Annotated in this window: 18 protein-coding genes, 1 tRNA gene and 3 pseudogenes; 10 read left to right on the top strand and 12 right to left on the bottom strand. The window is 47.7% G+C overall.

The window, feature by feature from the left end; translation table 11 throughout:
* A complete protein-coding gene (locus tag ACZ483_RS09180; protein WP_464323874.1) occupies positions 1–1,509 on the bottom strand; it encodes an ArnT family glycosyltransferase in 1,509 nt (502 codons plus the stop codon).
* A gap of 80 nt (positions 1,510–1,589) precedes the next feature.
* Here ACZ483_RS09180 and ACZ483_RS09175 point away from each other — a divergent pair, with 80 nt between their 5' ends.
* Positions 1,590–2,213, top strand: coding sequence for a hypothetical protein (locus ACZ483_RS09175; protein WP_464323873.1), 624 nt, complete (start codon positions 1,590–1,592; stop codon positions 2,211–2,213).
* On the opposite strand, the gene bioA is transcribed toward ACZ483_RS09175, so the two are convergent.
* The 4 genes from bioA to purH all read right to left on the bottom strand — a co-directional run bounded on the left by bioA (position 2,194) and on the right by purH (position 6,247).
* Positions 2,194–3,540 (bottom strand): adenosylmethionine--8-amino-7-oxononanoate transaminase, encoded by a 1,347-nt coding sequence (gene bioA / locus ACZ483_RS09170; RefSeq protein WP_464323872.1) that lies wholly within the window; start codon positions 3,538–3,540, stop codon positions 2,194–2,196. The genes ACZ483_RS09175 and bioA overlap by 20 nt on opposite strands.
* A gap of 17 nt (positions 3,541–3,557) precedes the next feature.
* The gene (locus ACZ483_RS09165; RefSeq protein ID WP_464323871.1) at positions 3,558–3,953 is read right to left on the bottom strand and encodes a bacteriohemerythrin; all 396 of its coding nucleotides are present in this window, start codon (positions 3,951–3,953) and stop codon (positions 3,558–3,560) included.
* Between the two features lie 72 nt (positions 3,954–4,025).
* The gene (locus ACZ483_RS09160; RefSeq protein WP_464323870.1) at positions 4,026–4,727 is read right to left on the bottom strand and encodes a biotin--[acetyl-CoA-carboxylase] ligase; all 702 of its coding nucleotides are present in this window, start codon (positions 4,725–4,727) and stop codon (positions 4,026–4,028) included.
* Complete coding sequence (purH, locus tag ACZ483_RS09155; protein WP_464323869.1) at positions 4,727–6,247, bottom strand: bifunctional phosphoribosylaminoimidazolecarboxamide formyltransferase/IMP cyclohydrolase; 1,521 nt, start codon at positions 6,245–6,247, stop codon at positions 4,727–4,729. Before purH ends, ACZ483_RS09160 begins: the two co-directional genes overlap by 1 nt.
* A 25-nt stretch (positions 6,248–6,272) precedes the next feature.
* Between purH and ACZ483_RS09150 the strand changes: the two genes are divergently transcribed.
* Positions 6,273–7,643 (top strand): ion transporter, encoded by a 1,371-nt coding sequence (locus tag ACZ483_RS09150; RefSeq protein WP_464323868.1) that lies wholly within the window; start codon positions 6,273–6,275, stop codon positions 7,641–7,643.
* Complete coding sequence (locus ACZ483_RS09145; RefSeq protein ID WP_464323867.1) at positions 7,640–8,194, top strand: hypothetical protein; 555 nt, start codon at positions 7,640–7,642, stop codon at positions 8,192–8,194. Before ACZ483_RS09150 ends, ACZ483_RS09145 begins: the two co-directional genes overlap by 4 nt.
* Here ACZ483_RS09145 and ACZ483_RS09140 read toward each other — a convergent pair.
* On the bottom strand, positions 8,191–8,919 hold the full coding sequence (locus ACZ483_RS09140; protein WP_464323866.1) for a hypothetical protein: 729 nt from the start codon (positions 8,917–8,919) through the stop codon (positions 8,191–8,193). The two genes, ACZ483_RS09145 and ACZ483_RS09140, sit on opposite strands and share 4 nt — an antisense overlap.
* A gap of 584 nt (positions 8,920–9,503) precedes the next feature.
* Between ACZ483_RS09140 and ACZ483_RS09135 the strand changes: the two genes are divergently transcribed.
* Genes ACZ483_RS09135 through ACZ483_RS09120 form a run of 4 tightly spaced genes read left to right on the top strand, consistent with a single transcriptional unit; the run spans position 9,504 to position 13,763 of the window.
* Entirely contained in the window at positions 9,504–10,859 is a 1,356-nt protein-coding gene (locus tag ACZ483_RS09135; RefSeq protein ID WP_464323865.1) for a hypothetical protein, read from the top strand.
* A gap of 24 nt (positions 10,860–10,883) precedes the next feature.
* Positions 10,884–11,444, top strand: coding sequence for a TetR/AcrR family transcriptional regulator (locus ACZ483_RS09130; RefSeq protein ID WP_464323864.1), 561 nt, complete (start codon positions 10,884–10,886; stop codon positions 11,442–11,444).
* Positions 11,405–12,682 carry a TolC family protein gene (locus ACZ483_RS09125; RefSeq protein WP_464323863.1) on the top strand — a complete coding sequence of 426 codons (1,278 nt, stop codon included), beginning with the start codon at positions 11,405–11,407 and terminating at the stop codon, positions 12,680–12,682. Before ACZ483_RS09130 ends, ACZ483_RS09125 begins: the two co-directional genes overlap by 40 nt.
* A complete protein-coding gene (locus ACZ483_RS09120) occupies positions 12,675–13,763 on the top strand; it encodes an HlyD family secretion protein (protein WP_464323862.1) in 1,089 nt (362 codons plus the stop codon). Before ACZ483_RS09125 ends, ACZ483_RS09120 begins: the two co-directional genes overlap by 8 nt.
* Positions 13,764–13,765: 2 nt before the next feature.
* On the opposite strand, the pseudogene ACZ483_RS09115 reads toward ACZ483_RS09120, so the two are convergent.
* The 5 genes and pseudogenes from ACZ483_RS09115 to thiE all read right to left on the bottom strand — a co-directional run.
* Positions 13,766–13,885 (bottom strand): annotated as a pseudogene (locus ACZ483_RS09115) (GTP cyclohydrolase I); the annotation flags it as partial.
* Positions 13,886–14,005: 120 nt separating this feature from the next.
* A pseudogene (locus ACZ483_RS09110) lies at positions 14,006–14,368 on the bottom strand (LAGLIDADG family homing endonuclease); the annotation flags it as partial.
* Positions 14,369–14,923: 555 nt separating this feature from the next.
* Positions 14,924–15,361: pseudogene (gene folE, locus ACZ483_RS09105) on the bottom strand (GTP cyclohydrolase I); the annotation flags it as partial.
* A gap of 16 nt (positions 15,362–15,377) precedes the next feature.
* Positions 15,378–15,935 (bottom strand): TetR/AcrR family transcriptional regulator, encoded by a 558-nt coding sequence (locus tag ACZ483_RS09100; RefSeq protein WP_464323861.1) that lies wholly within the window; start codon positions 15,933–15,935, stop codon positions 15,378–15,380.
* Positions 15,910–16,497 (bottom strand): thiamine phosphate synthase, encoded by a 588-nt coding sequence (gene thiE, locus ACZ483_RS09095; RefSeq protein WP_464323860.1) that lies wholly within the window; start codon positions 16,495–16,497, stop codon positions 15,910–15,912. Before thiE ends, ACZ483_RS09100 begins: the two co-directional genes overlap by 26 nt.
* 26 nt (positions 16,498–16,523) lie before the next feature.
* Between thiE and ACZ483_RS09090 the strand changes: the two genes are divergently transcribed.
* The 3 genes from ACZ483_RS09090 to ACZ483_RS09080 all read left to right on the top strand — a co-directional run bounded on the left by ACZ483_RS09090 (position 16,524) and on the right by ACZ483_RS09080 (position 18,614).
* Positions 16,524–16,611: transfer RNA gene (locus ACZ483_RS09090), tRNA-Leu, on the top strand.
* A gap of 5 nt (positions 16,612–16,616) precedes the next feature.
* A complete protein-coding gene (gene hemH, locus ACZ483_RS09085; RefSeq protein ID WP_464323859.1) occupies positions 16,617–17,576 on the top strand; it encodes a ferrochelatase in 960 nt (319 codons plus the stop codon).
* 333 nt (positions 17,577–17,909) lie between these two features.
* Positions 17,910–18,614, top strand: a complete 705-nt coding sequence (locus tag ACZ483_RS09080) for a 2-thiouracil desulfurase family protein (protein ID WP_464323858.1) — start codon at positions 17,910–17,912, stop codon at positions 18,612–18,614.
* Here the strand turns inward: ACZ483_RS09080 and ACZ483_RS09075 are convergent.
* The gene (locus ACZ483_RS09075; protein WP_464323857.1) at positions 18,606–19,454 is read right to left on the bottom strand and encodes an MBL fold metallo-hydrolase; all 849 of its coding nucleotides are present in this window, start codon (positions 19,452–19,454) and stop codon (positions 18,606–18,608) included. The genes ACZ483_RS09080 and ACZ483_RS09075 overlap by 9 nt on opposite strands.
* Between the last annotated feature and the right edge of the window lie 22 nt (positions 19,455–19,476).

Genomic DNA, 19,476 nt, shown 5'->3' with positions numbered 1-19,476 from the left:
TTACATCTTGAGTCCGAGAATGCAAAGCTTAAAATCATCAAACCTCCTGCCTCTCTTTATGTCCGTGAGGAACTTAAAAAACCTCGACTCCGAACCCCTGTATATCCTCCACCTTCCCACGGGCTCGCACTCTAAAAGTCCGTCCTTGACCAGGATTATCGCGGGGGGTTTTATATCTTCAGGTCTCGCGTTCCTGATAATCACCCTGTCGGCGTAGAAGGGGAGATTGTGGTGGAAGGCTCCGAGCTCGTAGGTTCTGAGATCTCCAGAGAGATCCATTTCTTTGATCCTGTTCCCTATATCCCTGTAGGGTCTGTGAGCTTCCACGGAGGAAAGCAGTACCGAAGACAGGTACAGAAGCAACCCGAAGCCTGCCACCGCAGGGGAGAGTTCGAAGCTTTTTTTAAGGAGAAATAGTGCGGTGAGAATAGTGATTAACAAAAGGTAGGGAACGCTTACCTCAAACATGAACGCTCCTATCCAAACGGCGAGGATCATCAGGAGACTCAGGAAGATGGATGAAGGGACAAGAACCTTCCGCCACTCTCCTTCGGCGAGGAATTTTCCGGTTACTATAGCCATCGCGGGGAAAGCGGGCATTATGTAGACGGGGATCTTCATCTTGACAAGGGAAAAGAGGACGAAGATGGTGAAGAACCATACTAAGGGGAATAGGAGCTCTCTCTTTCTGTTTTTCAGTGTCCAGAAAAGGGCAGCGTAGAATATAAAAGAGTAGGGGAGGAAGGAAACGTTTATGTCAAGAGCGTAGAAGTAAATGGGATCCTTCTGAAGGGCGTAGATCCTCTTTATATTCTCCTTCAAAAATACCTCGAGAAACTCCTCCCTGTTTACGAGGTACTGATAGAGGAACCACCATCCTCCGGTCAGGACAACGTAAAGGGTTCCGATGTAATACCTGACCTTGAGTAGCTCCTTTGGATCGGTGATAAGTAGATATATAAAGATAACGGCGGCGGGGAGGGCGAAGCCAGCCGGACCCTTAGTGAGAACTGCGAAGGTAGAGGCGGTGAGGGCGAGGAAGAAGAGCAGGTTGTCCTTCCTTTCGTAGCTAAGATACCAGAGGTAAAGGGAGAGGGTTATGAAGAAGGTAAAGAGCACCTCCGGGGAGGTGTAGCGGGCGTTGGCTATAAACTGAAAGGAGAGGGTAAGGGCTAAGAAGGAATAAAGAGCTGTCTCTTCTTTCCCGAATTTCCTTCCGAAAAGGTAGGTTATGAGGCCGGTGCCAAGACCGGCGATAGCCTGAAAAAACCGAAGGGCGAACTCGTTTATACCGAAAAGGAGAAAGCTTAAAGCCGTTAGCCAGTACGTCATAGGAGGCTTATTTAGCCTGAGCTCTCCGTTGTAGATCGGAGTGAGAAAGTCCCCTGTTTTCAGCATGTTCTTAGAAGCATCCGCATAGAAGGCTTCGTTTGGTTGCCAGACTTGATTTAGTCCAAGGTTATGGAAGTAAAGGAAAACCACGGCAAGGATGAGAATATAGGGAAGCATATAAGAATTTTAAAAGTTTAGACCGTTCAAAGAAGGCGCTTATATTTAAGGTTAGCTCTTAAACACAGGGAGCAGGGAGAATGGGTATAAGGTTGATGGGTGTTTACAAAGGTGTAAAGCGCATAGGTTATGAGATATTCTTTGGAATGGAGGCCCGTTTCTTCCCTCCCAAAGAGGATCTTGTAAACCTTCATAGGAACATATTGATGGTGAGGAACAGAAAGGATGGTTTCTTACTCTTTCTAAACGTAAACCTTGCCACCGTTGTAGAGGAAAAAGAACGACTGAAGGAACTCTTTAGAGAGTCCGAGGAGATACCCTTCATAGCTATAGTCGAGCTCAGGATGGACGAGTTGAAGGAGTATCTGGATAGGTATCCGAGGGACATAGAAGAAACGCTAAGCAGCGTTAGATACGATTTCCCAGCGCCGTTGAGTTTTTCGGGGACAAAACTAACCCCTGAAGATTACGAAGTTATAAAGAAGTTCTCTCCAGAATACGTAAAGCTCTCCATAAAAGAGGTTGCCTGTTTGTCGCAGGAAGCTATAGAAACTTTAATACTTATGTTCGAGGAAATCACCAGCTCGGCGGTGGTGTTTACCCATGTGGAAACAGAAGAGGAGTTCAGGAAAGTTCCAAGAGACGCCCTCTGGCTTGGCTATTACGAGGAGCAGATGCTCAGCGCTAACCGAGGGTCCCTATAGCCCACTTCAAAGTATCGATAACGTAGTTTATCTCCTCCTCGGAGATCACGAGAGGCATCATAAGGACCATGACGTCCCCCAAGGGTCTCAGAAATACTCCCTTCTCTCTACATTTATAAGCCACCTTAAAACCCGTCCTCTCCCCGTAAGGGAAGGGCTCTCCCTTATCCTTATCCTTGACGAGCTCTATCCCTGCCATAAAACCGAGCTGGCGAACGTCCCCTACGTGATCGAGCCCCCAGAACTCCTTCAATCTCTCTGTAAGAAGATCTATCTTGGGCTTTAACTTCTCCAGGGTTCTCTCCTCTTCGAACACCTCCAAGTTCGCGAGAGCGACCGCACAGGCTAAGTTGTTCCCGGTATAGGTGTGTCCATGGTAGAAGTGCTTAGCCTCCCCGAACTCACCTAAGAAAGCTTCGAATATATCGTCGGTCGTGAGCGTAGCCGCTAAGGGAAGGTAGCCACCCGTTATTCCCTTACCAAGGCACATGAAGTCTGGAGTTATTCCCTCCTGTTCGCAGTAGAACATGGCTCCCGTCCTTCCAAAGCCTGTGGCAACCTCGTCCACTATGAGGAGGGTGTTGAACCTCTTTGTAAGCTCCCTAACACCTTTCATAAAGCCTTTCGGATAGGGGAGCATCCCCGCTGCCGCCTGAATTCCACTTTCCAAAACCACTGCCACCACGTCCTTACGTGCTCTGAGCAGCTCCTCTAACTTTATAAGAAGATCCCTTAGACATGTATCCGAGAGCCCGCCGTGCTCCTCCTTGCAGTAAAGGTAGGGAGAAGGTAACCTTATTGTCTCGAAGAGAAGATCCTTATAGGTCCCGTGGAAGAGGTCTATGCCTCCAACGCTGACCGCTCCTATGGTGTCCCCATGGTAGGCTTCCGAGAGGGTTAGGAAGACCTTCCTCTCCTCTCCCTTATTCCTCCAGTAGTGGTAAGCCATCTTGAGGGCTATCTCCACTGCCTCAGCTCCGTCCTCGGAGTAGAAGACTTTGTTGAGTCCTTCCGGAGCTATCTCCGTAAGCTTCTTTGCCAAGAGTATGGCAGGAACGTTCGAACTTCCGAGGGTCGTCGTGTGGGCTACCTTACAGAGCTGTTTCATAAGGGCGTTGTTGAGCTTGGGATGGTTGTGTCCGTGAACGTTACACCACAGGGAGGATATGGCGTCTATATACCTCTTTCCATGGATGTCGTAGAGGTAAACACCCTCTCCCCTTTCGAAGATCAGGTTCTCCTCCTCCCTGTATACCTTCATCTGGGTGAAGGGATGCCAGAAGTGTTCCTTGTCCCACCTCTCGAGGAGTTCAGGGTTTATATCCATGAGGAGTTATTTTACACTCAGTCCCCCAGATGCAGAGCCGTTGTGGCATCCCACTGGGCTATGTGGAGCTTGAGCCATGGGACGAACTTGTTCTCGAGAAAGTCCTTGACCTTCTTAGGATCCTTATCCTCCTTCCACCGGCGGTAAACTTCCTCGAGCTCCTTCCTCATCCTGTCGTGATCCGCCTTGTGCATAGGGTAGCCAAAGAAATCCGACTCCTTCATCAGCACCTCCTCGGTGGAGAAGTGATCCTCCACGTCCGCGACAAATTCGTCCATCAACTTATCCGCCTTCTCGATGTCGTTCTCCAAGAGGGCCTCGTAGAGCTCGTTCAGTATCTCTATCTCGTCCTCGTGGACAGCGTTCATGAACATGTTCTGAACCTTCTGGATCTCCTTCGGATCAACAAGCATTTGCTTACCTCCTTGCATCATAGAAGGAAAAGATAGCGAAGATTCGGAGGAAAACAAGTGTTTACATCATAATTACCTGTGGAGTCTCAGGCTCACATCTCCCGCAGCAATACTCTTCACACCCTCCGCGGTCTGGAGAAGGAGATAACCTTTATCATCTATGCCGAGCATTATCCCTACAACTGGCTCTTCTGAGAGAACGATTACCTCTTCCCCTTTGAAGATCAATCTTTCCTCTATTTCCTTTTTGAACGCCTTGAAGCCTTCCCTTTTATATGCATCAAGGGCTTCGGCTATACTGCTCAGGAGGCCGGAGAGGATCTCCCGCCTGTCGAAGATCTTTCCCGTCTCTAAATAAAGGGAGGTCGCCGAATCCTTAAGCTCTTGAGGGAAATCCTTCTGATTGACGTTAAGACCTATTCCCACGACTATCTTCCTACCTATCTTTTCCGCTAATACGCCGGCGGCCTTTTTCCCCCTCAGATACACGTCGTTGGGCCACTTTATTGCAGTCCTTATGCCTACGTCCTCTAAGAACCTAACCACTGCAAGACCTATAACTAGAGGGAGGGAGAGGTAATCCCTAAAATCCTCCTCGCAGAGGACGAAACTAAAGTATAAGCCTCCCTCCTGGGACTCCCACCTCCTTCCTTTCCTCCCTTTTCCCTCTTTCTGTCTGTCTGCTATAAAAACCATACCGCAGGGGTAGTTTCCTTCCCTCAATCTCTTCTGAGTCGAGTCTGTCTCCCTGAGCCATACCGCGTACTCAAACATCAGTGTCTGAAGTGTCTCGTCTTTGTTAAAACCATAGCGATCCCGTGCTCGTTTGCCGCCTCTATGACCTCCTTATCCCTTATAGATCCTCCGGGATGGATCACCGCCGTTATACCCGCCTCCGCTGCAAGGTCTATCGAGTCCCTGAAGGGAAAGAAGGCTTCCGAGGCGAGGACGGCTCCCCTGAGATCGAAACCGTGCCTCTGAGCCTTCTCTATCGCACACCTGAGACTATCAACCCTCGAGACCTGACCCGAACCTATCCCCAAGGTTTTCCCCTCCCTGGCTATCACCACCGCGTTGGACTTCACATACTTGCACACCTTCCAGGCAAAGAGGAGATCTTTCCTTTCCTCCTCCGTTGGCTCCCTCTCGCTCACCACCTCCCACTCCCGATAAAGCTCTGTGTCCTCGTCCTGTATAAGAAAACCACCGCTCACCTTCTTTATGTCGAAAGTGTATCCAAGCCCGTGGAATCTTATTACTCTGAGGTTCTTCTTCTTAGAGAGAACTTCGAGAGACCTCTCCTCGTAGTCGGGAGCTATCACCACCTCCAAGAACATGGAGGTCAGTTCTTCGGCGAGCTCTGGATCGACGGTATCGTTGAAAGCCACTATTCCTCCAAAGGCTGATTCGGGATCTGTCTCCTTGGCTCTTAAGAAGGCTTCCTTCAGATCCCTTCCCAGGGAAACCCCGCAGGGGTTATTGTGCTTGACTATGACACAGGCAGGATCGTTGGGAAATTCCAGAACTATCCTCACCGCCGAGTCCGCATCGAGGTAGTTGTTGAAGGACATCTCCTTACCCTGAAGAACCTGGGAGCGGGCTATCCCGACCTCCTCTAAGGGGTTGAGGTATAGAAACCCTCTCTGGTGGGGATTTTCCCCGTAGCGGAGTTCTGAAGAGAGCCTCATCGGTATCGTCCTCTCCTTGCCCTCCTCCTCTATGTTGAAGATAGACTTGAGGGCGTTCGATATGACGCTGTCGTAGTAAGCGGTGTGAGAGAAGGCTTTCCATGCGAGGTAAGCCCTGTCCTCCTTTATGAGATCTCCCTTCTTGAGCTTCTCTACAACCCAGTCGTAGTCTTCAGGATCGACAAGGACGATCACTCTGAAGAAGTTCTTTGCCGCCGCCCTTATGAGGGAGGGTCCGCCTATGTCGATGAACTCCATAAGCTCCTCTTCCTCAAGGTTCTCCCTCATCATCTCCTCGAAGGGATAAAGGTTTACCACAACGACGTCTATGGGGAGGATACCGAGCTCATCGATCTCCTCCCTGTCCTTCTCTACCCAGTCCCTGTAGAGTATCCCTCCGTGGATTACGGGATGGAGAGTCTTCACCCTACCGTTCAGTATCTCGGGGAACCCCGTTACCTTGGCTATCTCCTCGACCTCTATACCATGTTCTCTCAGAAACTTTGCGGTTCCACCTGTTGAGAGTATTTCATAACCGAGATCGACGAGAGCCTTGGCGAGCTTATCGACACCTTCCTTTCTGTAAACTGAGATTACTGCCCTCATGGTTCTATTATACTTTTGGAGGGGGATGGTAAGGACTTTCCTATACGAGATACTTGAGAACGACAGATCTAAGTACTTCATCTTTTACCAGAGCTTCTCCTTCAGCGTTCTGATGCTCTCGATAATCTTCGGAATATACGACGAGCTGAAGGGTTTCCACTCTGAAATCCACCCCTTTGTAAGAAAGTTCGAACTCTTCGTTTCGGGAGTTATCCTCTTCGAGTACACCGGAAGGCTTATACTCGCACCCCGCAAGGTAGAGTACGTGCTGAATCCCCTCTCTATATTAGATCTAATAGCGGTCATTCCCTACTTCCAGCCCTTCAGGTTGCTCAGGTTCGTTGTCATAGGGGCGAGGCTTCTCAGGATAGCTTACAGGTACAGATACTTCGTGAGGGGTCTTCTATTCATCTTTAGGACCATATCCTTCGAGTTCTACTTTATGTTCTCCCTTTTTACACTCTTTTTTATCTCTTCCGTAGTCATTATGTACTCCCTCGAGAAGGGCTCGGGGAACCCCCACGTTAAGGACTTCTTCGACGCCCTTTACCTCGTTGTCATAACAATGACCACTGTGGGCTACGGAGACATAACGCCGTTCACATGGGAGGGGAAGGTACTATCGATGCTCCTCGGGGCGGGTGGGCTCTTTCTATTCTCAATGTCCATAGCGGTGGTGAGCGCCGGCTTCTTCAACTACGTTCAGATGGTCAGGATGGGTATGATAAGCTTTAAGGACATGAAGGATCACATCGTCATCTGCGGATGGAACGAGACCGCCCAGGTGATAATCGAGAACCTAAAGCCCTTGAACAGAGACATACTTCTGATCACGACCCAGGACATACCAAAGCCAGAAAACTTCCACTACAAGAAGGGAGACTTCGGAAGGGAGGATATCCTCCTCGACGCCGGTGTGGATAAGGCTTACATGGTCATAGTCTTGGGAGAAAAGCTTCCCGGCTTCTCCGAGGATTCCATAGACGCGAGAACGATCTTGACTGGAATGCAGGTAAGAGATATAAACAGGGAAGCCGTCCTCGTTCTTGAGATTCTCCTTAGAGAAAACGCCAAGCTGATAAAGAGGAGGAAGATCGCGGATTACATAATCATCGGAGGGGAAATGCTCGGAGTCATCATATCGAAGTTCGCGCGGGAGAAGTTCTACGGAGAGTTCTTGAATCATATAGTCGAACGTACAGACATAGAAGCTTTCGAATGGGAAGAGGATATGAGTGTGGAAGAGGCAGAGAAGAAACTTGAGCACAAGGGTTACAGGATAGTCGGTGTTGTAAGGGATGGAAGGATATCCTTCTTTCCCAGAACTTCTTATCAGCTCAGGAAGGGTGATAAACTTCTCTTGATAAGAGAACATCATAAGGAGGAAAGGACATGAAGAGGTTAGCCCTCGGTTTAGCCCTCCTCGGTTCGGTCAGCTTCGCCCAGTACTTTGAGGGGGACGTTGTTAGGGAGTTTGGCGTAAAGACAGGGCTCGTAAAGGTAAAGTACGACAGTGTGGACGGCTCCAAACCGGACAAAACGCTCGAGGACTTTCTTTCAGTTTACGGATACCTTGGGGCAAGGACTACGGCAGGCTTTACGGCGGGCGCTTCGATAGAGCTCTCTACCGGAAGTAAGATGGAGAGTGGAAGAACCGTGATATACAGCGCTGTCGAGCTGAATCCTTCCGTAGAGTTTGTCTTCGGTGACAGGCTGAGAGCCGTCACAGGCTTTGGCGGTTCCATAAACAGGCTCAAGGAAAGATCCGGGGGAGTAACCAACAAAGATACTAACCTCGGGCTTCAATTCCTCGTAGGATTAAAGTACGACCTCTTTTCCACTTTTGGAATACTGGGAGAGTATAAGGGTAAGATCTTTATGACGGGAGATTACGATGGGAACATCATTCACCACTTCAACGTGGGCATGTACTTCCTTATATATTAGAGCCCGAACCTTACGGGCTTTCCTCCTCCGGGTATCTCCTTTAGAGGGGGCTTGTGCTTCAGCATATTGAGGGAGAAGTTCAGGTTATCGTACAGGTTTATGGAGTAGTTATCCCAGAAAACACAGGTTCCCGCAAGACAGAAGTAACCCCCGCTCGGAGGAGCTATCTGTTCCGCGATAAGGAGGGTATAGTTGTTGTGATCAGAACGGGCGGTATCCTCAGCCCTCGCCACTATCTTTATGTCGGGCATTACCGGTCTTATAGAAGCGGTGCAGGGCAGGACTATCTTCTCCACGTTTACCTCGTTCTTCTCACTCTTGTTATACCTCCTGATCTTCGAGGTAACCACAAAATATTTGTCTCCGTTATGGTTGTGTACCTCGTCAGTCACCTCGTCGGGGTTCAGTTCCATCCCGAACCTTCTCGCCAAGGTGTTACAGGTATCAGCTATGTGGTCCTCGTTCTTGTAGTAGCCTAAAAGTATAACCTTCTTTCCCTCTTCCCAAACCCACCTCTCTACGTCCTTACACTCCTCCTCATTGAAGGGGATCTCTGGATAGTTGAAGACTATGGTGTCGTATTCCCCCAGTTTCTTCCAGTCGTCCACTTCGTCTATCTCAATACCAACCTTCCGAGCTTCCCTCTGAAGTATGGAAAAGTAGTAGTAATCGGTTATGGTAAACTCCTGATGGGTTATGCTCCAGCCCACTCTCACTTTCTGCATGGTATTTAATTATAAGGGGAGCTCAGAATTCTCTGTGTCTGAGCTTGAGAATACAAACAGGAATTGGACTAAGGTAGATCACGGTGTTGTTGAGATAATGGTTCCTGCGGATAAGGGGATAGTAAGATAGATCGCTCAGCACGGTAAAGATATTAGACACCACGAGGAGTGGGACGGGACAGGATACTTTACGGGAGAAGTGGGGAAAGCCTTCGATCCTGAACTTATAGATCTCTTCTTCGAAAACCTCGGTGAAGTAGTTGAGATGCGGGAGAGATATAAGAACTGAGAAGTAATGTAAATTTCTTCAACGTTGTGTAAAACTCTTTTACAGCACCTCTATAGCCCCAATCATTAATATTTAGAATCTATAGAGTGGTTTTAATGTAAACAAAATTTACACTTTGTGATTTTACGCTTCTCCTTTAAGAGGGACCTCAATGTTAAGCTTAATAATTACCATTAATAACAACTGTACGTTTTGGTATGTTAATTGCAACAGTTTACAGTAAGATAGGGTTTTGGATTCTTGGGGATCAGATTCACTCTCTCCAAAGATCCATCAAACCCAAAGGAGGCAAGGCATGAAATCTATTTTGGTTCTATTTGGGATAAAGATCTTCCTCTTTAGCATGCTCTTCGGTAAGGAGCTTTACGTGTCTCCAGTTAATCAGGGAGACACCTGCACGCAGGTCTTTCCGTGCTCCTTCCAGTCTGCTTTGAACAAAGTGGGTGACAACGGAGAGTCAGACACCATTTACGTATCTCCTGGAGTTTATACGCTTACAACCACCCTTCAAGTTGATATAAGGGATGAAAAGAGCTTGACAATAAAAGCCCTTGACCCAAATGACATGCCCGTTCTTGATGGTGGGGGAAGTGTGAGGATAATGAACATAACTTACCTGGAAACAAAAGTGACCATAGACGGTTTGATATTCAAAAATGGAAACGCCCAGCAGGGAGGGGCACTGTACGCGGTCGGGGAGCTATCACAGGGATTTACGGTTAGAAACTCTGTATTCGTCAACAACACGGCAGTCCAGGGAGGGGCTGTATATCTATACAGCACCGTCAGTAAGGCTTTTATATTGGGGAATCGCTTTGAAGGTAATGGGTCCAGCGAAGGTAGCGCTTTATATATGCCCTGTTACTCCTATGGGCAGATAGACTTTGCCCTTGTGGAGAGAAATATCTTTGTGAACAATATAGGAGACACCACAGCTCATCTAACAGTTAGCGGTGGAAACTGTTCTGTCACGGGCAATCTCTTTGCTAACAACGAACATACAGATATACCCTACGGTGTGATCTATATGAATGTGTTTAGCAAAGCTCACGTGATAAACAACACTATATACGGTAGTGAAATGGTGGGTATTTATGCAGACCAGAAAAGTCCCACGTCGGAGATAAACGTTTACAACAACATAATCTGGAGTACTGGCTCAATTGCGGTAGCGGGTAAAAGCCTTTTTATACTCGTTAATACCGGTAGTGTAAAGGTATTCAACAACATATTTGGGCAGGAGTTTTTCTTTGATCCGGATGCGGACGGAACTCCCGATGACACCGTTGCCTCAAAGGGAGTTTATTTGAAGGATACCGACCCTTCAAGGTTCAACTACGGTTCAAACCTCTTCGTGGATCCTCAGTTTGTGGATGCCGCCGGAGGAGTTTTTAGTCTGAAGAATACATCTCCAGCGGTAGATTCCGGAACAGAAGATATACCCTTGGGAGCCTACCTCGGTAGCAAGGACCTATACAAAAACCCACGGGTTCTGGATGGAAACAGAGATGAGGTCCTGGCCGTGGATAGGGGGGCTGTGGAACACAACCCCCAAGGTGTACTTACTGGTGGTTGCTCGTCCACTCCCGGAAGTGTGTTGGCTCTGTGGTTGACCATTCCCTTCCTACTAAAACGTTTATTCAGGCTGTAAGTTCTGTAGTATACTTTCTAACTGATGAGTCAGTCACAAAGGGAAGAAACGAAGGAAAAACTTGTCAAAGCGGGAAAGAGAGTAATATTCAAGAAGGGCTTCCACAGGTCGCGGATCTCGGACATAACCCAGGAGGCAGGTCTCGCCCACGGTACCTTCTACCTCTACTTCAAAACGAAGGAGGACTTCCTGTTAGAGCTTCTCAGTTCAGTGAGGGGAGAAATGCTATCCCTGATGGAAGAGGGTATAGAACTACTCTCTCAAGGCAGAGTGGAAGAGGGAAAGGATCTCATTTTCATGAGGACATTCGATCTTATGGTAGAGGAAAAGGAGCTCGCCAAGATATTCTTCTTCGAAGCTATATGTGGTAGTGAGAACTTTCAGGCGTTTTACAGAGAGGGGAAGACTCTTTTTCTGGAAAAGCTCACGGAAGCTCTCTCCCTTATGAAGGATAAAAACCCGCAGGTTAAGGCTCACATACTCTTAGGAACTGCCAGGCATCTAATAGAGACTGCAATACTGAACCAGAGCGAGGTAAAGGAACTATGGAAAGAGTCGTTGCGGGAGCTTGGACTTTCATCCTGATACTCCCTGTGATAGTCTTCGGGATAAGCCTGAAGGAGGCGGAGAAGAAGGCAATGGAGAACTTTCCAAAGCTGAAGACTGAAAAGATAGAGGAAAAAAAGAAAACACAAGAGAGGCTGGAAAAGCTGGGGAAGCTCTTACCTACTGTAAATATAGAGGCGTCCTTCAACCTCGCAAAGAAGCAGAGTTTTACCTTTCAGATACCACCTGCCCCACCTCAGGATATAGTTTTTCAGAAGGGGAGTTATCCAAGGTTTACTCTTCAGGTAGTCCAGGACCTATTTAACTACACGAGCTTTAAGGAGTACGAGCTTGCTAAACTTGCCGAGAGCGTCCAGAGCCACAAAACGGAAGAGGAAAGAAATAAACTCCTCTACTCGGTGAGGGAAGCATACATAAACGCTCTAAGGGCTCGTTCCACCGTAAGGATTTACGAAAAGCACCTTGAGATGGTTAAATCCCACCTCAGGGACGTAAAGCTTCTTCATGAAGAGGGGCTCGTAGCCTTCAAGGACGTTCTGGAGACAAAGGTAAAGCTGTACGAGGTGAAGGAAAAGCTCGCTACTGCCGAGGCTAACTACAGAAAAGCCCTGTCTTACCTCTCTTACCTGATTGGCGAGGAGGTTGAAGATCTTGAAGAAATAAGAGAGGAGCCCATCGGCGAGTTGCCTGAGAGGGACTTCAATAGACTTTTCGAACTCATGAAGGAAAGAAGACCGGCGCTCAGGTACGTTAGGGGGCTCGTTGATATATCGAAGGGCTCGGTGGAGCTCAGCAAAACGAGCTTCTATCCGAGGGCGGTTCTTGAACTAATCTATCAAAGGACCGAGGAGTCCGACATCTTCCCCAAGGACAGATACTTCGTCTCCTTCGCCTTCAGATGGAACCTTTTCAGCGGTTTTAAGAGGTTTAGAGCCCTAGAGTTGAGCAAGCTCTCTTACAGGCAGGCTCTCGAGAACTATAGGGACTTGGAGGAAAGGTTGAAGGTAGAGCTCAGGTCTGTCCTCGAAGAGATAAAGGCAGCGAGGGCAAAGGTGGAGTTCGCCCAAAAACAGTTAGAAGATGCTAAGGAACATCTTAGGATAGCGGAAGAAAAGTATAAGGCGGGGCTCGGAACGAACACGGAAGTTCTCGACGCCCAGAGTTACCTGACCACAGCAAGGGAGACCCTATCGATAAACAGGTACGAGCTACTCTTGAAACTCTACAAGCTCAGGGAGGTTCTGGGATATGAGTAAACGCCTCATCGGGCTGTTTCTGCTGATAATAATACTCGCCGTCCTCGGAGTGCTTGGGTGGAGGTGGATACACTACAGGCTCACCCACTCCATAACCAACGCGGTATTTGTCGAGAGCGATACCTTTACCAATGTAGCTTACAGGAGAGTGGGAGGAAGAATAGCGGAGCTCTACAAGGAGGAGGGTGATAAAGTGGGTAAAGGGGAAGCTCTTGCGAAGATAGAGGACAAGGATATAAGGGTAAAGCTCGAGGAAGTAAAAAAACAGATAGAGAGATTGGATAAGGAAAAGGAGTCTCTTAAGGTAAAGAGGGAAACCCTCGGCAAAGAACTGAAGGAAAGGAAAGAGGCGGTGGAGGCAAAACTGGAGGAGATCGGCAAGGGGATCGAGTCCTTAGAGGTCCAGATAGATCAGCTCAGGAGGGATAAAAGAAGATTCGAGGAGCTTTACAAGAAGGGAGTAGTTCCATCGAGGAAGTTTGAAGAAGTAGATACTAAGCTCTCCGTTTTAGAAAAAAAGAGGGAGGCTCTGTTCGCATCTCTAAGAGCGGCAAGGCACGAACTCGGGATAGTGAAGATAAAGTTGGAAGGGCTCAGAGAGATCGATCTAAAGATAGAAGCTTTAAAGAAGAGAATCGAGGCTCTCGAGAAGCAGAAGGAGGATCTCGAGAATCTCCTGTCCGAGACGGTCTTGAGGAGTCCTATAGAGGGCTACGTGGTGAAGAGATACGTGAGCGTAGGTGAGGTGGTCCGTCAAGGGCAGGCGGTTTATGCAGTTTACGATCCGAGAGACGTTTACATCCTTGTGCTTCTGGAGGAGACCAAGCTCGAAGGTGTAAAGGAGGGGAACAGAGCCTACATAGAGATAGACGCCTATCCCGACGAGAAGTTCGAAGGCGTGGTGAAGGAGATAAACAGAGCCACCGCCGCCAAGTTCGCTCTTATACCGAGGGATGTGACAGCGGGAGAGTTCACGAAGGTCGCTCAGAGGATACCGGTAAAGATAGAGATAACAAGGGGAGATAAAAGCCTGCTCAGGATCGGAATGGGAGGGGAGGTAGCTATCGAGAAAACCCCTTAAGATTAGGAGTTTATCAGCTTCAAGAACTCCTCCCTCGTTCTAATGTCCTTTAGGAAGACGCCCCTAAGGGCGGAAGTTACCGTCTGGTGCCCGGGAGACATGGCTCCCCTCATAGACATGCAGTTTCCTGATATGGAGGTTCTTCCCTTCCTCCTTACTAAGATAAATCCTGAAGGTACGGTTACAGAGTAAATGTAACCTTCGTAAGGTTCTTTAGAGGACTCCCTCACTTTAGAATAAAACTTATACCTGCCTCGTTTATCGTTTCTTGTCTCTAACCTATAATAAACCTGGCCGTTTGCATAGCCCTCATAAACGGTTGTACTTATACCTATGGTAACCAAAAGAGCTTGTATATCATCCATAAGCTTTTTAGACTTGCTAACAAGGTGAAGTTTACCATTGGGTTTTATGTAACCGTCTCCTAAGGAATAGTATTGCAGGAATAGAAGTTTTTGATCTGGTGTAAGGCTAAAGATTTCCTTTGGTAGTTTTTTATCTTCTGATCTACCCAACGGCGAAAGGAAATTGCACAGAGTCTTTGAGTTTATAAAAAATTCAACAACGCCGTTTGTCCTCTTGTGCTTAAACACTTTGAAAGGCATCTCCTTTAACACGCTTTCTATTATTCCCGCTTTGTACCCTTCTTTCTGAACTATTCTGACCTTGTGAACTCTATAATTTGAATTTTCATACACACAACCTTCTGCAATGTATATACCGAGAAATTTTAGAAACGTATTGGCGTTTATCTTCATAGCACGAGTTTTTAAGGCTACGTTTCCATAGTAGCTTACATTATTTTCATTTTCTAATTCAAAATATTCCTTTTTATAACCCTTCATAATACCAGCTTGCGGTACTATAATAGTTCGATCTAACAATTTATCCGCTCTTTCTGTAAGCCATACATTGTTTCTTTTCGATTTGTAGAATATCCAGTCTGTAGAAAACAACATTTTGTGGTCAGGAGATACCAGCAAATCAAGAGATTTATTTCTAAAGTTTATCATGTACCCTTTATAAGGATATCTATGGTACATAACAGGTTCTGTAAACTCTATCTCTAATGTGTCTGGATACACCTGAGCAACTTTTTCTGTACCGTCGAGGTCTTTAAACAACTTCCACCCTTGATCCGTTAATATTTCAGTATCTTCCGAGTAGCAAAGATGTTCTGCTGATATAACAACAGCCACTCCCTTAGGTTTCAGCTCCCTCTCCAAGAAGTCCGCTATCTCTTCGGTAAGCCTCTCCTGAACTTGAGGGCGGAGGGCAAAGGCTCTTACCGTTCTTACGAGCTTAGAAAGTCCACAGATTACTCCGTCGGGTATGTAGGCTATGTGAACAGTTCCGAAGAAGGGTAGAAGGTGATGCTCACAGAGGCTGTAAAACCTGATATCTTTCACGAGAACCATCTCGTTGTAGCTTCCGAACTCTTCAAAGAGCTTCATATCGAAGCTCCTCATGCTCTCGAACTCCTCCCACATCCGGGCGACCCTCTCGGGCGTTTCCCTGAGGCCCTCTCTATTGGGATCTTCACCTATACCTTCCAGAAAGAGCCTTATAGCCTTCTTTATCTTCTCCCTATTGATCATTCCTTACCTCCTGAGCCTATCCACACTTCACGAGAAGGTTCCAAAGAAGGTCAGCGGTCTTCTCCTTTATATCTGAGATCCTCCCCCTGACTATACCCATGCTCCTGTATAGAAAAATCCTCTCCAAGGTTCCTGTAAGGAGGGCGAGGGCGTACTCCGGCTCTACTTTAAGCAGCCCAGAATCCTCAAGTTCAAGGACGATCCTTTTAAGGAGGGCGAAGGGGATCTTTTTAAACCTCTTCACCTCTTTTCCTCTTAGGTAGTGGAAGATGTTTAAGTATCTGAAGGCATCGGGATTTTTAAAGGCGAAGTCGAGGAAGGTCTTAACCACCTCCTTAAACCTTTCCTCCCTGTCCTTATACTCCTCTATAACCTTAGCTATCCTTTCGTAGAGTTCTTCAGAGTATCTCCCGAAGAGTTCGTAGACTATCTGCTCCTTGCTCTCGAAGTGGCGGTATATGGCTCCTTCGGTTATTCCGACCGCTCTCGCTATGTCCCTTACGGTCGTCTCTTTTATCCCCTTCTCGGAAAAGAGCTTTAAAGCCTCCTCAAGTATCGCCTCTCTCGTACTCATCTTTCAGAAACATTGTAATACCAGCGACTCCATAGGCGCCGTTTTTGTAGCAGAGCTTTATCCTGTCCCAGGTTATCCCTCCGAGGGCGTACACAGGAACATCGTATCTCTGGGTAATCTCCTCCAGCTTCATAGTTCCCAAGGGTTTGGCTTCAGGGTGGGAGCTCGTCTTAAACACCGGACCGAGGGTAACGAAGTCCGCACCCTCCTCCTTCGCATACTTCACACCTTCCTCCGAGTGAGCGGAAAAACCGACTATGAGATCCGGGAAGAGCTTTTTAACCACGCTGGGAGGGAAGCTCTCTTCAGGAAGGTGAACTCCGTCTGCTCCGACAGCAACCGCCACGTCGAACCTTTCGTTTATGAGAAGGAGAGCATCGTACTTCTTTGTCAGTTCCCTCACCTTCAGGGCAAGCTCGTAAAGCTTCCTCCCAGAAAGATCCTTCTCTCTCAGCTGAACCATCTTGACTCCCTTACGGAGTATTCTCTCGAGGGTTTTGAGAAAGTCATCTCCATAGAGTCTTCTGTTCGTTATGGCGTACAATCTTGGCAGCTCTTTCATGGTGGTATATAATATAAACTTCAAAAGCCGGAGTGGCGGAACTGGCAGACGCGCCGTCTTGAGGGGACGGTGCCCTTTACGGGCGTGCGGGTTCGACTCCCGCCTCCGGCACCACAATCATGAAAAAGATCGGTGTAATCCTTCTAAACATGGGAGGTCCCGACAGTCTCGAAGCTATTCAGCCCTTTCTTTACAACCTCTTTTCCGATCACGACATAATAAGGATTCCGAGACCCATACAGAAACCGGTAGCGTGGATCATATCTAAGATCAGAGCGAAGAAGACGAGGCATTACTATGAGCTGATGGGGGGGAAGTCTCCCCAGAGGGAGCAAACGGAGGAACAGGCGAAGTATCTTCAGGAGCTTCTCGGAGATAGGTTCAGAGTTGTAGTCGCGATGAGATACTGGCACCCTTTCACCTCCGAAGCGCTCAAAAAACTCTTTACGGAGGATATAGAGAGAATTGTTCTTCTTCCGATGTATCCCCAGTTCAGCTCCACCACAACAGGATCATCCTTTAACGAGTTTGAAAGGACTTACTCCAAGGGAGATTTTCCGAAAGTTCCAGTCGTTAAAGTAAAGAGCTATCACGACAATCCCCTCTATATTAGAGCTATGGTGGAAAACATAAAGGAGAACCTCCCGAATTGGCAGGATTACTTCTTCCTTTTTACAGCACACAGCCTGCCCATGTATGTAATAGAAGAGGGAGATCCCTACAAAGAACAGACGGAGGAAACTGTTAAGCTCGTGATGAAACACTTTCCGGAAGTAGATTACGCCTTAGGCTACCAGAGCAGGGTGGGACCGATAAGGTGGCTCGAGCCAATGACGGACAAACTCATAGAGGAACTTGCCCGGAAAGGAGTAAAGAGGCTGGCGGTGATACCTGTTTCCTTTGTCTGCGAGCATTCGGAAACACTTTATGAACTTGACGTTCAGCACAGAGAGCTGGCGAAAAGCCTTGGGATAGAAGAGTTTGTGAGGATACCTACACTACGGACCCATCCGACCTTCATAAAAGCTCTCGGGAATATAGTGGAGAGGGAGTTAGAAGTAGCATCAGGGCGTTTGTAAATCTTTGATACTTCTTCAAAATTTTTTAGACTGACAAAGATCATATTTGAATTTTCGGTATATCTGCTTAAATTCTTGTGTAAGTAAGGGAGGGTCGAGATAGCCCTCACGGCTCCTTGGCAAGGGAATAGGCAAAAATTAGCTCAAACCCTTGGGGGACAGTCTAAATCAAAAACTCATTGATATTTCTGCAAAATCCCGACGCCGAGTCTAATTGAGAACAATTCTCGCTCTGTCCTCCTTGAAAATTAGGGATTTCAATCCGACCTCTTGCAATGCCCTAAGGAAAGGAAGGGATTGATCTTTATTCCTCCAATCCATATACATAAAAAGGTGCTGGCAAAACCGAGGATCGTCGTAAGCTCCTGTCTTGCGGGTGAGAACGTCAGATACGATGGAAAACCTGTAGAGGATGAGTTTTCTAAGAAACTCTTAAAACACGTCGAGCCAATAAGGGTTTGCCCGGAGGTAGGTATAGGCTTGGGTGTTCCGAGAGAAAAGATAATAGTCTATCTCCGGAACGATGAGACAAGGCTTTCCCAGCCTTCAACGGGTCTTGAGCTTACGGAGGAAGTTAAAGAGTTCTCCAATGACTTCCTCGATAGCCTTCCAGAGGTGGACGGCTTCTTGTTAAAGGCTAAATCCCCCTCCTGCGGTGTTTCGAGGACCAAAACCTACCGGGACAGGGAAGGAAGAAGTTACAGAGGTCTCGGAAAGGGACTTTTTGCCCTCGAGGTCATGAAGAGGTTCCCTCACCTCCCTGTTGAAGACGAAATCAGGTTAAGAAATGAGAGGAGAAGGCTTCTCTTCCTTTTGAAGATCTTCTCCCTTGCAAAGCTGAGGAACAGTTTGCCGGAGGATTTTCACAGAGAGGTTTGGGAGGTTATCAGGACCTTTTCTCCAAAGTTAGAGAGTAGGATGAGGAAGACGGAAGACAGAGGAGCTTACAGAGGATTACTTCTCAGAGCGATCGAGAGGCTTCCCACAGGAGCGGTTAGTGAGTTGAGCGGGAGAGTTGTCCCCGATGACCTACTCTAAGGATCTTACAAACTCCTCGAACTCTTCCCTGCTCACCTTTGCTCGGTAGCCGTGCCCGGGCAGTATCCACCGGAACTCGTAGCTTAGGAGCTTCCTGAGGGAGTCCTTCAGTTTGTCCCACGAGTACCAGCAGTAATCCCTGAAGGCTACGAGCTTATCTCTTTTCCTGCTGAAGGCTACGTGATCTCCCGTGAAGAGAAAGCGGTTTCTGTAAAGGAGAACCATATGTCCCCTCGTGTGTCCGGGAGTGGGAATTATTAGAAAGTCTTTACCGAAAGGGATAGGATCGTAACCCTTCACCTTTATCTCGGCGTCGGGAGCTGCTTTTGAATCCTCTAAGTGGATTATCCTCTCAGCTTCGAACTCCTTCGCGAACTCATCGCAGTCCCCCACGTCGTCCTCGTGGGTCAGGAAGATGTATCTGATCCCTCCCAATTCCTTTAACCTTTCCACGAGGTGCCTGTTAAATCGGGGTGAATCGATGAGCCAGTTTCCTTCAGAGTGCCTGATAAAGTAGCTCAGAGCTCCGTATGTTTTCTTTGAGGCAAAGCCCGTGAAATACACCTCTCCCTCTATCGGTATGGGAAAGGTTTTGAATATCTCCCCGGGAACCTCCTTCGATACCGTTCCTATCGCCGAGACGGGACAGGATATAAGAGCCTGAAAAGCCCTGATTTCCTCTTCGCTTCCGTTCGGCTGTCTTACTACGCAGGCGGTATCCTTGCCGTTTCCGAAGGTTTCGGGAGCTATCTCCCTGCATACCGAACAGTCTATACAGCTCTCATCCACGAAGAACTCTCCTTTCGCGTTACAGGGAAGCCTCCTCTTTAAACTCGCCATGAGATTATGTTGATCTTTCAGT

The organism is Hydrogenivirga okinawensis, assembly GCF_055385515.1.
This window is presented reverse-complemented; position numbering and strand designations above follow the sequence as displayed.